15 protein-coding genes are annotated in these 12922 nt (G+C 70.8%); 6 read left to right on the plus strand and 9 right to left on the minus strand.

Annotated elements, in window-relative coordinates:
- Nucleotides 1–30 precede the first annotated feature (30 nt).
- On the minus strand, nucleotides 31–603 hold the full coding sequence (locus ACIA8E_RS22095) for a helix-turn-helix domain-containing protein (protein WP_399300827.1): 573 nt from the start codon (nucleotides 601–603) through the stop codon (nucleotides 31–33).
- Between the two features lie 94 nt (nucleotides 604–697).
- Here ACIA8E_RS22095 and ACIA8E_RS22100 point away from each other — a divergent pair, with 94 nt between their 5' ends.
- The gene (locus ACIA8E_RS22100; protein WP_399300829.1) at nucleotides 698–1564 is read left to right on the plus strand and encodes an EamA family transporter; all 867 of its coding nucleotides are present in this window, start codon (nucleotides 698–700) and stop codon (nucleotides 1562–1564) included.
- Nucleotides 1565–1573: 9 nt separating this feature from the next.
- Here the strand turns inward: ACIA8E_RS22100 and ACIA8E_RS22105 are convergent, their stop codons facing one another.
- Complete coding sequence (locus ACIA8E_RS22105) at nucleotides 1574–2314, minus strand: acyltransferase (protein ID WP_399300831.1); 741 nt, start codon at nucleotides 2312–2314, stop codon at nucleotides 1574–1576.
- Nucleotides 2315–2493: 179 nt separating this feature from the next.
- Here ACIA8E_RS22105 and ACIA8E_RS22110 point away from each other — a divergent pair, with 179 nt between their 5' ends.
- Complete coding sequence (locus ACIA8E_RS22110; RefSeq protein WP_399300833.1) at nucleotides 2494–3024, plus strand: gamma carbonic anhydrase family protein; 531 nt, start codon at nucleotides 2494–2496, stop codon at nucleotides 3022–3024.
- Between the two features lie 40 nt (nucleotides 3025–3064).
- Here the strand turns inward: ACIA8E_RS22110 and ACIA8E_RS22115 are convergent, their stop codons facing one another.
- Nucleotides 3065–3724 (minus strand): DedA family protein, encoded by a 660-nt coding sequence (locus tag ACIA8E_RS22115; protein WP_399300835.1) that lies wholly within the window; start codon nucleotides 3722–3724, stop codon nucleotides 3065–3067.
- Nucleotides 3725–3877: 153 nt separating this feature from the next.
- Nucleotides 3878–4315: a DUF4442 domain-containing protein gene (locus ACIA8E_RS22120; RefSeq protein ID WP_030976335.1), complete on the minus strand. Its 438-nt coding sequence runs from the start codon at nucleotides 4313–4315 to the stop codon at nucleotides 3878–3880.
- A gap of 153 nt (nucleotides 4316–4468) precedes the next feature.
- Between ACIA8E_RS22120 and ACIA8E_RS22125 the strand changes: the two genes are divergently transcribed.
- Both ACIA8E_RS22125 and ACIA8E_RS22130 read left to right on the plus strand, forming a co-directional pair.
- On the plus strand, nucleotides 4469–5560 hold the full coding sequence (locus tag ACIA8E_RS22125) for a hypothetical protein (protein ID WP_399300837.1): 1092 nt from the start codon (nucleotides 4469–4471) through the stop codon (nucleotides 5558–5560).
- A 93-nt stretch (nucleotides 5561–5653) separates the two neighbouring features.
- A complete protein-coding gene (locus ACIA8E_RS22130) occupies nucleotides 5654–6979 on the plus strand; it encodes an MFS transporter (RefSeq protein WP_399300839.1) in 1326 nt (441 codons plus the stop codon).
- Here the strand turns inward: ACIA8E_RS22130 and ACIA8E_RS22135 are convergent.
- From ACIA8E_RS22135 to ACIA8E_RS22150, 4 genes are all read right to left on the minus strand, one after another.
- The gene (locus ACIA8E_RS22135; RefSeq protein WP_399300841.1) at nucleotides 6941–7786 is read right to left on the minus strand and encodes a spermidine synthase; all 846 of its coding nucleotides are present in this window, start codon (nucleotides 7784–7786) and stop codon (nucleotides 6941–6943) included. The genes ACIA8E_RS22130 and ACIA8E_RS22135 overlap by 39 nt on opposite strands.
- A gap of 22 nt (nucleotides 7787–7808) precedes the next feature.
- Nucleotides 7809–8654 carry a patatin-like phospholipase family protein gene (locus ACIA8E_RS22140; RefSeq protein ID WP_399300842.1) on the minus strand — a complete coding sequence of 282 codons (846 nt, stop codon included), beginning with the start codon at nucleotides 8652–8654 and terminating at the stop codon, nucleotides 7809–7811.
- 78 nt (nucleotides 8655–8732) lie between these two features.
- Nucleotides 8733–9908: an elongation factor Tu gene (gene tuf / locus ACIA8E_RS22145; RefSeq protein WP_399300844.1), complete on the minus strand. Its 1176-nt coding sequence runs from the start codon at nucleotides 9906–9908 to the stop codon at nucleotides 8733–8735.
- Nucleotides 9909–10002: 94 nt separating this feature from the next.
- Nucleotides 10003–10170 (minus strand): hypothetical protein, encoded by a 168-nt coding sequence (locus ACIA8E_RS22150; RefSeq protein ID WP_399300846.1) that lies wholly within the window; start codon nucleotides 10168–10170, stop codon nucleotides 10003–10005.
- A gap of 241 nt (nucleotides 10171–10411) precedes the next feature.
- Here ACIA8E_RS22150 and ACIA8E_RS22155 point away from each other — a divergent pair, with 241 nt between their 5' ends.
- Nucleotides 10412–11125 carry a TVP38/TMEM64 family protein gene (locus tag ACIA8E_RS22155; RefSeq protein ID WP_399300848.1) on the plus strand — a complete coding sequence of 238 codons (714 nt, stop codon included), beginning with the start codon at nucleotides 10412–10414 and terminating at the stop codon, nucleotides 11123–11125.
- Between the two features lie 328 nt (nucleotides 11126–11453).
- The gene (locus ACIA8E_RS22160; RefSeq protein ID WP_313936215.1) at nucleotides 11454–12326 is read left to right on the plus strand and encodes an undecaprenyl-diphosphate phosphatase; all 873 of its coding nucleotides are present in this window, start codon (nucleotides 11454–11456) and stop codon (nucleotides 12324–12326) included.
- A gap of 247 nt (nucleotides 12327–12573) precedes the next feature.
- Here ACIA8E_RS22160 and ACIA8E_RS22165 read toward each other — a convergent pair whose 3' ends face one another.
- Entirely contained in the window at nucleotides 12574–12720 is a 147-nt protein-coding gene (locus ACIA8E_RS22165; protein WP_399300850.1) for a hypothetical protein, read from the minus strand.
- Nucleotides 12721–12922 lie beyond the last annotated feature (202 nt).

The following is a 12922-nucleotide window of genomic DNA, read 5'->3' on the forward strand; positions in this document are numbered from 1 at the left end:
CAGCGACCGTACGGCCGCCGATCGGGCGTCTCAGCGTACGGGCGGGATGGACACCGCCATCGTGAACTCGGCCGGTTCGGGGCCTTCGTTGCGGTAGGCGTGCGGGTGGTGGGCCTCGAAGGTGGCGGAGGTGCCCGCGGGTACGGAGTAAGCCTCGCCGTCGACTTCGAGGGTGAGCACGCCCGCCGTGACGTGGAGCAGTTCGACGGTGCCTTCGGGGTGCGGGTCGGAGGTGGTGCCGTCACCGGGCATCAGGCGCCAGGACCAGAGTTCGATCGGGCCCCTGGCCTCCGTACCGACGAGCAGGGTGGTGGAACTGCCCCCCTCGCTGGACCACATGCGCACCGCCTGGCTCTCGGGCACCAGCCGGACATGCGATCCCTGTTCGTAGTCGAGCAGGGTGGTGATGCTGATGCCGAGGGCATCGGCGAGCTTGACCGTGGTGCCGACACTCGGATTGGTGCGCGCCTGCTCGATCTGGATGATCATGCCGCGGCTGACCCCCGCGCGCGCGGCGAGGGCATCCAGGGTGAAGCCACGTTCACCGCGCCAGCGCTTGAGGTTGCGCGCGAGCGACTGGGTGAGCTGATCGAGGTCAGACACATTCCGTCCAATATTCTGGATGACAGAGTCAAAAATACTGCACTACGGTGTGGTGCACCGAACCGTTCACCGCACTGTACTGCGAGGTATGCCGATGACAGCACTGTTCGCCCTGGCCACCAGCCTGCTGTGGGGGCTGGCCGACTTCGGCGGCGGGCTGCTCACCCGGCGTACGCCCGCGCTCACCGTGGTCGTCGCCTCACAGACCGTCGCGGCGGTCGTACTGGGCATCATCGTGGTCGCCACCGGCGGCTGGAGCGAGGCCGGCGGTCAGCTCTGGTTCGCCGTGGCCGCCGGCGCGGTCGGCCCGGTGGCCATGCTGAGTTTCTACAAGGCGCTGGCGCTCGGCCCCATGGGAGTCGTCTCGCCACTCGGCTCGCTGGGCGTCGCGGTGCCGGTGAGTGTCGGACTGGCCGTCGGCGAGCGCCCCGGGCTGCTGCAGTTCGCCGGGGTCGGTGTCGCGATCGCGGGCATCGTGCTGGCCGGTGGACCGGAGCTGCGCGGGGCGCCGGTGCAGCGGCAGGCGGTGCTGCTGACACTGGTGGCCGCGTTCGGCTTCGGGGCGGTGATGTCGCTGATCGCGGAGGCGTCCACGACGGTCACCGGGCTGTTCCTGGCGCTCTTCGTGCAGCGCCTCACCAACATCGCGGTCGGCGGCGCGGCGCTGTACGTATCGGTACGGCGCGGGGCGCGCGCGCTGCCCGAGGAGAGCGGGGCCACCGTACTGCTGGCCACGCTGCCCGCCCTGGCGTTCGTCGGCCTCGCCGATGTCGCGGCCAACGGCACCTACTCGATCGCCGCGCAGCACGGCCCGGTCACCGTGGCCGCCGTCCTGGCCTCGCTCTACCCGGTGGTCACGGCCCTGGCCGCCCGCGGCGTCCTGGGCGAACGGCTGCGCGGGGTGCAGGCCGCGGGGGCCGGCCTGGCCCTGGTGGGGACCGTACTGCTCGCCACCGGGTAGGAAGGGGCCCTAGGGACTTTCCTCGAGTTCCGCGACGGCCAGCAGCTGTTCGGGCGTGACGTCGGCGGGGATCGGCACCGGAGCGGGCGTACGCAGGGGCGGCTGCCAGCCGTTCACCGGGTCCCAGCTGCGTACGACACGTGCCGGCGCCCCGGCCACCACTGCGTGATCAGGCACCTCTCCGCGTACCACCGCGCCTGCCGCGACCACCACGTTGCGGCCGAGCCGGGCCCCCGGAAGGATCACCGCGCCCGTGCCGATCCAGCAGCCCGGTCCGATGGCGACCGGCTCCATGCGTGGCCACTGTCTGCCGACCGGCTCGTGCGGATCGTCGTAGCTGTGGTTGGTGGACGTGATGTAGACGTACGGCCCGCAGTACGTGTTCGAGCCGATGGTCACCGTGGTGTCGGCGACGACATGGCTGCCGCGGCCGAGCACCACACCGTCCCCCAGGGTCAGGATCGGCGCGGAGCCGAGGTCCAGGTCCGGCATCAGTCCGGCGGTCAGCGTGACCTGCTCGCCGATGATGCAGTGGCCGCCGAGCTCGATCCAGGGCTCACCGAAGACGGTGCCCTGGGGGAAGGCCAGCCGGGTCCCCTCGCCGATGCGGCCGAAGCGGAGCCCACCCGGGTGCTGGACGGTGATCGCGCCCGCTTCCTGGATCGCACGCCATCCGCGGTGGACGGCGCGGGACAGGACACGGCGCCGCCAGGCGGTGATGGATGAGAACGTGTTGCTGTTCTTCGGCACTCGCTCACGGTAGTCGGCACGGCCGGAACGATCACCGCGGCGTCCTGTGATGTTCACCCCACTCCGCGGCAGGGCTACGGCCGTCGCATACCGTTCCCCTGGCTCGATCGAACAAGGGCGATCGAACAACGGCGGCCGGACCACGCGGCCGAACGAACCGGAGCACGGAGGAACGGGCGATGGCAGAGCAGGCGTTGATCACGGGCATGGGTGGCCACGAACCGGACATCGACGTGGCGGCCTTCACCGCACCGACGTCCGTCGTGATCGGCGAGGTCACCATGGCCGCGGGCGCCAGCGCCTGGTACCAGGCGGTGCTGCGGGCCGACTGCGCTCCCATCACCATCGGTGCCGACAGCAACATCCAGGACAACTGCAGCGTCCATGCCGACCCCGGGTTCCCCGTCACGGTCGGCGAGCGCGTCTCGGTCGGTCACAACGCCGTACTGCACGGCTGCACCGTCGAGGACGACGTCCTGGTCGGCATGGGGGCCACGGTTCTCAACGGGGCGCACATCGGCGCCGGGTCGCTGATCGCCGCTCAGGCACTGGTCCCGCAGGGGATGCGGGTGCCGCCCGGTTCACTCGTCGCGGGCGTGCCGGCCAAGGTCAAGCGCGAGCTGACCGAGGAGGAGCTCGAAGGCATCAAGTTCAACGCGGTGGGCTACGTCGAGCTGGCCAAGGCGCACCGCCAGGCGCACCAGGGCTGAGCGCCGTAAGAGCCGTCGGCCCGAGCAGCGGGCCGGCGACTCAGTCCGCCACCGGCACCGTTTCCGCCTCGGCTGCGATGCGCTCCCCGGACTGCGCCGCCGCCTTCTTGGCGCGGCTCTTGAGAACCAGCATCGAGGTCAGCCCGATCAGCAGCGCAACCACCAGTCCGAGCCAGGAGAAACGCTTCAGCCAGGCCTCGGCGACGACCCCCACCGAGTAGATGACGGCCGTGGTGCCGCCCGCCCAGACGATGCCGCCGAGCACATTGGCGATCAGGAACTTCCAGTACGGCATCCGCAGGACGCCGGCCAGCGGTCCGGCGAAGATGCGCAGCAGTGCGACGAAGCGGCCGAAGAACACGGCCCACATGCCCCACTTCTGGAACGACCGCTCCGCCATGGCGATCTGGTCCGCACCGAAGTGTTTGGGGAACTTGCCGCCGAGCCGGACGAGCAGCGGCCGGCCGCCCCTGCGCCCGATGGCGTACCCGATCGAGTCCCCGATGATCGCTCCGGCGGAGGCGCAGGCGCCGAGGATCACCGGGTTGATGCCGCTGTGGCCGGCGGCCAGCAGCGCCGCGCTGACGAGGACGATCTCACCGGGCAGCGGAATGCCCAGACTCTCCAGACCGATGACGACTCCCACCAGGACGTACACGCTGACCGCCGGGACTGTCTCCAGCCACTCCTGGATGTGCAACGCCGGTTCCTCCCGTGCTGATGTGCTGTCGCCCGCCGGACAACTCCTCGGCGCACAGGCAGCCTACCTGCCGCGACAGCCGCCCGGACAGCGTGAAGGGCCGCCCCGCGCCCTTCTCAGGGGTGGGACGGCCCAGGTCGGGCGGTGCGGTCCTCAGGCGTTCGGGCGGAGTGTCCAGACGACGGTCATCTCCCCGGTCACCGCGCCGTCCGCGCGCTGGATCTCGATGGTGACCGGGAATTCGGGACGCTTGCCCTCGTCGAGTTCGGCGACGACGTCCGCCACCGGCCGACCCAGGGTCGCGGTCGCGGTGACGACACCCATCGCCAGCTTCTTGTAGCCGATCTCCGCCTTCACGGCGAGCGGTACGGCGCGGGACATCTGGTCGCCGAAGGCGGCGATGACGATCGCGCCGCTCGCCGACTCGGCGAGCGTGAACATCGCTCCGGCATGCGGTCCGCCGACGTGGTTGTGATAGTCCGCCTGGTCGGGCATACGGACGACCGCACGCTCCGCGGTCGTCTCGAGGAACTCCAGATTGAGGGTCCTGGCCATCGGAACGGTGGCGACGAGCATGTCTCCGACTGTCATCTGTTCAGCGCTCATGCGCCGAATGTTACTCACGAGTAGAACCGTTTGACCATCCCCGCCCCCCTCAAGACGCCCACGTGGCGGCCGCCTTGACCGTTCCCTCACGGGGGTGGCCGTAGCCGACCGGCGGCCGCCCCTCTATCGTTACTCGCCATGTGGCCAGGACAGCAGCCGCCCGGGGGCGAGCAGAACCCGCAGGACCAGAGTCAGAACCCGTACCAGCAGCCGGGGTACCAGCAGCCGAATCCCTATCAGCAGCCGGAATATCAACAGCAGGGCCAGCCCGGACAGCAGCCGGGCTACCCGCAGCAGGGGCAGCCGGGGTACCCCCCGCAGGGGCAGCCGGGATATCCGCAGCCGAACCCGTACCAGCAGCCGACCGTGCCGCAGTACGCGGTTCCCGGTCCGCCCGGTGCGCCGCAGCCGGGCGACAACAAGAAGAAGTCGACGACCGTCGTCGCGATCGTCGCGGCCACCGCCGTGGTCGTGGCCGCCGTGGTCACCGGTGTCGTGGTGATGAACAAGAACGACGACAAGGGCGGCAGGGACGTCGCCGATGACGGGAAGTCGTCGTCCTCCCCGAAGCCGTCCGACGGCGCGTCCTCGCCCGAGGCGAACCCGCGTGGCACCGACGGGGACGCCAAGCCCCTCATCGCCGGCTGGAAGGTCGTCACCAACCCCAAGTGGGGCACCCAGTTCGACGTGCCCGGTGACTGGGAGGTCGCCGCACCCGGAATATTCTCCTTCTTCGAGGACGACAAGAAGGGCGACGGGTCGCCCGCGGTCGGCTTCTCCGCGCCGGCGTACTACAAGAGCAAGTGGTGCGTCGACGACGCCGACAAGGACGGCACCAAGGAGGACATGAGCCTGGCCGGTGTCGGCACCAAGGGCGCCCAGGGTGCGAAGAGCACCGACGAGGCGGCAACGAACGAGGCCGCGAACTGGGTGTGGGCCGCCTATGCGCAGCACATGCCGAAGGGCACTATCAAGATCGGCAAGCCCAAGCCGTACACCACCACGTCCGGTGTCACCGGCAGTGTCGTCACGGCCACCGCGCCCGGCGTCACCAAGAAGAAGAAGTGCGACAGCGACGGCAAGTCGATCGCGTTCTCCTTCAAGAACAAGAACGGTGAGTACTCCTCGTGGATCCTCTACGCCGGAGCGGACGTGGAGGGCGAACTTCCGGACACCACGATCCAGAAGATCCTCAGCACCTTGCGGCTCACGGACGTCACCAAGTCCTGATGCACGTCTGACCGGCTCCTGATCCGCTCCGCTCCGCGTACCGCCCGGGCAGTGCATTTGGCAGGTCGGGCTCCGGACAGGGATAGTCCCTTGGTGACTCCTGCTTCCGCTCCCCCGTCCCGCATACGCCGCCCTGCCTGGGCCGGACGCAACTACAGCCTGCTGACCGCCGCCGCGATCATCACGGGCCTGGGAACCCATGGCGCGTTGATCGCGGCGGCGTTCGCCGTTCTGGAGTCGGGGGGTGACGGCGGCGACGTCGGCCTGGTCGCCGCTGCCCGTACCGCGCCCCTGGTCGTGTTCCTGCTCATCGGCGGCGCCATCGCCGACCGGCTGCCGCGCCACCGCGTGATGGTCGCGGCGAACGCCCTCAACTGCGTCTCGCAGGCCGCCTTCGCCTGGCTGGCGCTGGCCGGCGATCCGAAGCTGTGGCAGATGATGGTGCTCACCGCGGCGTGCGGCACCGGGCAGGCGTTCTTCAACCCGGCGGCCGAGGGCATGCTGATGTCCAGCGTCAGCGGCGAGCAGGCCGGCCGCGCCTTCGCTCTCTTCCGGATGTCGATGCACGGCGCCGCCATCGGTGGTGCGGCGCTCGGTGGCGCCATGATCGCGGCGATGAACCCGGGCTGGGTCCTGGCCGTCGACGCGGCGGCGTTCGCGGTGGCAGGGGCGCTGCGCGCCTTCCTCGATGTCGCTCACATCCCGTCGCGCGCACCGGGCGGCGGGCTGCTCTCGGACCTGCGCGAAGGCTGGCAGGAGTTCATCGGCCGCCCCTGGCTGTGGTCCATCGTGGCGCAGTTCTCGGTGGTGGTGGCGGTGGTCGGGGCGGCCGAGTCGGTGTACGGGCCGCTGGTCGCCAGGGACGAACTCGGCGGCGCCCGCCCCTGGGGTCTCGCACTCGCCGCATTCGGGGTCGGCACGCTGTGCGGGGCGCTGCTGATGATGCGCTGGAAGCCCCGGCGGCTGCTGCTCGCCGGGACGCTCTGTGTCTTCCCGCTTGCCCTGCCGTCGGCGGCGCTTGCGGTACCGCTGCCGGTGGCCGGACTCAGCGCGGTGATGTTCGTCAGCGGCGTCGCCATCGAGGTGTTCGGGGTCTCCTGGATGACGGCCATGCACCAGGAGATCCCGGAGGAGAAGCTGTCGCGTGTCTCGGCGTACGACTGGTTCGGATCGGTGGCGATGCTGCCGCTGGCCACCGCGGTCGCCGGTCCGGTGGCGGACCTGGTCGGACGAGGTCAGGCGCTCTGGGGCTGCGCGGTGCTGATCGTGCTGGTCACGGGAGCCGTGCTGTTCGTACCCGACGTACGCAACCTCACCCGTCTGTCGGCCGCCACGGCGCCTTCGGTGGCGGAGCGGTCCGCCACGGCCGGGAAGGCATCGTCAGCCGATGCTGAAGGCGCCGTCGGGCGGCTCGGGTGACGGCACTGCGTCGGCGTCCCCGACCGGCCTGGCCGCGCCGATGAGCCGGTCCAGCGCGGCGCCGTGCTCGACCCGGGCCGGAAAGGCGTCGGCCGCGCAGCGACGGGCCAGGGTCGCGATGTCGAAGGGGCTGCGGGAAGCGACCAGGACGACATTCCCGAAGCGCCGGCCGCGCAGCACCGCCGGTTCGGCGATCACAGCGAGCTCGTCGAAGACGGCCGCGAAGTTGGCGAGCTGCGACCGGAGGAAGCCGAAGGGCGAGCTGTCGGCGAGATTGGCGGCATAGACGCCGTCGTCCCGCAGCGTCCGCCCGGCCGCCCTCGCGTACTCGACGGAGGTGAGGTGCGCGGGCACACGTGAGCCGCCGAAGACATCCGCGATCAGCACGTCCACGGATCCGGCCGGTGTCTCCTCCAGCAGACTGCGGGCGTCCGTGGCGCGCACGGTGACCCCGCTGCCGTCGGGGACCGGCAGCTGCTCGGTGACCAGGTCGAGGAGGCCGCGGTCGGCCTCGGCGACGATCTGCCGGGAGCCCGGCCGGGTCGCGGCGACATAGCGGGGCAGGGTGAGCGCACCGCCGCCGAGATGGAGTACGTCGACGGGCGCGTCCGGCTCCCCGACGCAGTCCAGGACATGGGCGAGCCGTCGCGCGTACTCGAACTCCACATGGGCCGGGTCGTCGAGGTCGACGTACGACTGGGGTGCGCCGTCGACGGTGAGCAGCCAGGCCCGGTCCCGGTCCACATCGGGAAGCAGTCTGGCGGTGCCCTGATCCACGTCCCGGATCACAGGTATCGGCTCGTTCACCCTTCCATTGTGGGGTGTGGGTTCAGCCGTTCAGAACCGCGGCGACCTTCTCGGTGTGCGTCGCGGACTGGGCGAGCCCGGCTCGCGCGGCGGCCGCCCGGCGGCTCGGGTCGAGAGGGTTGCGGCCGAATGCCTTCCTGGCGGCCGCGTCCGGGGTGATGACGGCGACCCGGGTGCCCCTCGCTTCGAGGTCGGTGGCCTGGGACCGGGGCGAGGCGATCACCTTGTTGCCACTGGCCGTCGGTGCGATGACGACGACGCGCTCGCATCCGGCCGCGAGATGGGCGTTGGCCGGGGAGTAGATCCCGCCGTCGATCCAGTCCTGGCCGTCGACGGTGGCAACCGGCCAGACCGCGGGAACGGCGCAGCTGGCGGTGACGGCGTCCGCGAGCGGGACACCGCTGTCCCTGTCGAACGTGTGGAGTTCCCCCGTGGCCGCGTGGACGGCGGTGATGCGCAGCTGCCGCTCGGGCCACTCGGGCGTCAGGAGCCGGCTCGCGATCAGAGCCCGCCGATCGGCCGCGGTGGTTCCGGTCCGGGCCTCCCGCGCCATTCGGGCCAGCTTCTGCCCGTACGCCTCGGGGGTGCCCGCGGTCAGCACGGCCCGGGCGTAGCGCATGAGGGTGGCCGTGCCGAGCCTGCCGCCGGTCTCGCCCTGCGGATCGGCGAGCTGGCGGGCGTACAGTTCCTGGAGGCCGAGCAGTCCGGAGGCGAGCTGGGCGCCGACGACGGCCCCGGCTGAGCTGCCGATGATGAGGTCGGCGGTGGACAGGTCCACACCCGCCTCGGCGAGTCCGTACAGGATCCCGGTCTCCCAGGCGCTTCCGGTGACGCCGCCGGCTCCGAGCACCAGTGCAATGTCTGCCATGCCGTCAGTCTTGCGCATGGCAACGGACCCGCCTCCCTGGGGCGCGGGGGACAGGTCCGTTGCGTGGCCGGGTACGGATCAGAGCAGGGCGGTCACGGTGCCCGCGCCGACCGTGCGGCCGCCCTCCCGGATCGCGAAGCCGAGGCCGGACTCCAGCGGTGTGTCACGGCCCAGCTCGACGGTCATGGTGACCGTGTCGCCGGGGCGAGCCACTGCCGCTGCGCCGAGGTCGATGTCGCCGACCACGTCCGCAGTGCGGATGTAGAACTGCGGCCGGTAGCCGGTGGCCACCGGTGTGGTCCGACCGCCTTCCCGCGCCGACAGGATGTACACCTGCGCGGTGAAGCGACGGCTGGGCGTCACGCTGCCGGGCGCCGCCACCACATGGCCGCGGCGGACCCGGTCACGCTCCACCCCGCGCACGAGCAGCGCCACGTTGTCGCCGGCCTGCGCGGACTCCATCGGCTTCCCGAAGGTCTCCAGACCGGTGACGACCGTCTCGATGTCCGCCCCGAGCACGGACACCCGGTCGCCGACACGGACGGTGCCGCGCTCGACGGCCCCGGTGACTACCGTGCCCCGGCCGGTGATGGTCAGGACGTTCTCCACGGGCAGCAGGAACGGCGCGTCGGTGTAGCGCACCGGCATCGGTACGTATGTGTCGACGGCGTCCAGCAGCGCCTCGATGGACGCGGTCCAGCGCGGGTCGCCCGACAACGCCTTCAGACCCGACACCCGGACGACGGGGACGCCGTCGCCGCCGTAGCCGTGCGCGGAGAGCAGCTCGCGGACCTCCAGCTCGACCAGGTCGGTCAGCTCGGGGTCGCCCGCGTCGGCCTTGTTGAGAGCGACGACGATGTGGTCGACGCCGACCTGACGGGCGAGCAGGACGTGCTCGGCGGTCTGCGGCATGATCCCGTCGACCGCGGACACGACGAGGATCGCCCCGTCGAGCTGCGCGGCGCCGGTGACCATGTTCTTGACGTAGTCGGCATGCCCGGGCATGTCGACATGCGCGTAGTGGCGGGTGTCGGTCTCGTACTCGACGTGCGCGATGTTGATGGTGATGCCGCGCTGCGCCTCCTCGGGCGCCCGGTCGATCCGGTCGAACGAGACGTACGAGGTGCTGCTGCCGGCACGGTCGCTGAGGACCTTGGTGATGGCCGCGGTCAGGGTGGTCTTGCCGTGGTCGACGTGGCCCATGGTGCCGATGTTGAGGTGCGGCTTGGTCCGCACGTATGCCGTCTTGGGCATGGCTCGATTCCTTCTGGATACGAAGCTGGGAGAGAAGACCCCAAGGCCCTGCCGACCCTCCCCTTGCGGGGTCCGCCGGACTGTCGGGGGAGGGTCAGCTTCGGGCGCCGCCGAAGGGCACTGCGGCAGCGGCGAACGCTGCTGCGTCAACTGCTGCTGCGGCAGCGGCGAACGCGGCGGCAACATCGAAAGCGGGAACGACGGCAGCCTTCGGCGCGCCCGCGACTGCGGACTGCGCTGCGAGGAAGGCGTACCGGAACATGGGTCCGATCATGGCCGACGGCCGCGGACCCGTCGAATGGTTTTCTCTCCGGGCGTTCCGGCAGCCCCGGTACGGGAGTTCATCCCCCCGCCGACAGGCTTCGGAGTTGCTTCATGTCCGCGCACCCACAGCGGTGGGAGCCGGTCCCGGGCACCGCCGACGCAGTCCCGTACTGCCGGCGGGGCGGCCCGTACGGGGCACATTACGGCGATCACACAAGGGTGTCGGTTAGTCTCCCCGAATGCTCGACCCCCTCCCCGACGCCCGGTCCGCCACCGGCCTGGCCGTGTGCTGTTCGAGGGCGCTGCGCTCGCCCTGGTCCCGGTTCTCGCTGCTCGTGGTGTTGCTGCTGGCCGCCGCGGCGACGATGCTGCTCCTCGAACCGCAGCGGTTGCTGGCCACCGGCTGGCCGGCCCGGTTGAGCAGCGGCGGCGCTGCGGTTGCGCTGTTCGGCGTCGCGTACGGGGTGTGCACCGTGGCGTTCGTACCGCGGCCGCTGCTCAATCTGGCCGCGGGGGCACTCTTCGGTTCGCAGGCCGGTCTGGCCGCCGCGCTGGCGGGCACGGTGCTGGGCGCGGGCATCTCGTTCGGCCTGGGCAGGGTGCTGGGGCAGGACGCGCTCCGCACGCTGCTGCGCGGGCGCTGGCTGAAGGCGGCGGATGGGCAGCTGAGCCGGCACGGCTTCCGTTCGATGCTGGCCCTGCGGCTCTTCCCTGGCGTGCCGTTCGCAGCCGCCAACTACTGCGCCGCGGTGTCGCGGATGGGGTATCCGCCGTTCCTGCTGGCCACCGGGATCGGATCCGTCCCGAACACCGCCGCATACGTCGTCGCGGGCAGCGAGGCCTCGTCGCCGACGTCGCCCGCGTTCCTGGCCGCGATGGGCTTCATCGTGCTGACCGGGATCGGCGCGGCCGTCGTGGCCTGGCGCAAGCGGCACCGTCTCGGCGCGAAATGACCGGCGCGCAGGGCAAGAGGCACGGTTCCGGCGGGGAATGATCCGCAGGCGGCGCCGGCGCAACCATCCCGACGCCGAACGACCTGGCGGCCGGTGCCGGCGGACCGACCGTGCGCCCGCTTGACGGGACCGGGCACAGCGCCGGCTCGGCCGATGGCCGGGGGCAACCGTCACCCCGTTCACCCGAGGGCGATACGCTTCCCGCGCACGACAGACGATCATCGGGCCCGCCGTGGCCCTTCCCTCACATGACCGCACTCCGCACGTTGCCGACGGCCCTGCTGTCCGTCGGCCGATGCACGATGACTTCCGGGATGGCCAAAGCCCCATGAGCTGGTTCGAATCGTTCGTCCTGGGCCTCGTTCAGGGACTGACCGAGTTCCTGCCGATCTCCTCCAGCGCGCACCTGCGGCTGACCGCTGCGTTCGCCGGCTGGCACGACCCAGGGGCGGCGTTCACCGCCATCACCCAGATCGGCACGGAGGCGGCCGTCCTCATCTACTTCCGCAAGGACATCGCGCGGATCGTCTCGGCCTGGTTCCGCTCGCTGACCAACCGGTCGATGCGCAGCAACCACGACGCCCAGATGGGCTGGCTGGTCATCGTCGGCTCCATCCCGATCGGCGTCCTCGGCGTGACCTTCAAGGACCAGATCGAAGGCCCCTTCCGCGACCTGCGGCTCATCGCCACCACCCTGATCGTCATGGGCATCGTCCTCGGCATCGCCGACCGTCTCGCAGCCCGGGACGAGACCGGCGGCAAGCACCGGGCCATCAAGGAGCGGAAGTCCCTCAAGGAGCTGGGCGTCAAGGACGGTCTGATCTTCGGCTTCTGCCAGGCGATGGCCCTGATCCCGGGTGTCTCCCGCTCGGGCGCAACGATCAGCGGTGGTCTGCTGATGGGCTACACCCGCGAGGCGGCGGCCCGCTACTCGTTCCTGCTCGCGATCCCGGCGGTGCTCGCCTCGGGCGTCTTCGAGCTGAAGGATGCGGGCGAGGGACACGTGTCGTGGGGGCCGACGATCTTCGCGACGTTCATCGCCTTCGGCGTGGGGTACGCCGTCATCGCATGGTTCATGAAGTTCATCACGACCAAGAGCTTCATGCCGTTCGTCATCTACCGCGTACTGCTGGGCGTGCTGCTGTTCGCCCTGGTGGGGGCCGGTGTGCTGAGCCCGCACGCGGGTGAGTCGGCGGGCTAGTACGGCTTCGAGCCCGATCAGGGCGGGGCGAGCCACCTGGAACGGTGGTTCAGCCAGGTCGCCTCGTGCGAGACGCGGCGACCTGGCCTGCCGGCCAGAGCCCTGCCACCTGCACCTGTGAAGGATGGGCGAGGTCTGACCGGTCCGCAGCCTCATCGGCGGAGGTGACCGCTTCCTGTTCATACGGGACGGCGAGGACGAATCCATCTCCTCGTGACCGGTGACGCCTAAGCGGGAGGGGACCGCGTCAGTCGGTGTCGGCCGCCGGCAGGTCGGGGGGCGCGACGAACAGGCCCGCGTACTGCGGCCGCGGCGGCTCGACAAGGTCGAGGGCAACCAACGCGTTTATGTCCTCGGCGCTGTCGTCCGCGCGGCGCGGTGAAGCGTCAGCCATCAAGTCTCCTGTGCATAGCGGTCGTTGTGAGGGCGCCGAGCCCGAGAAGGCTGCGGCTGGTGTCCGGCGACGGTGCCTCTGCACACTCCGGCGGCACACCAGGGCGTCCGGAACATCCGGCGGGGCCTGCAGGGAGTATCCACCAGGACACGTCCGGCCCTCAGCACCGGGCCTGCCGCCCCGCCCGTCCGTACCGTCCCTG

It is taken from the genome of Streptomyces sp. NPDC051664, assembly GCF_044453545.1.
Classification (GTDB): domain Bacteria; phylum Actinomycetota; class Actinomycetes; order Streptomycetales; family Streptomycetaceae; genus Streptomyces.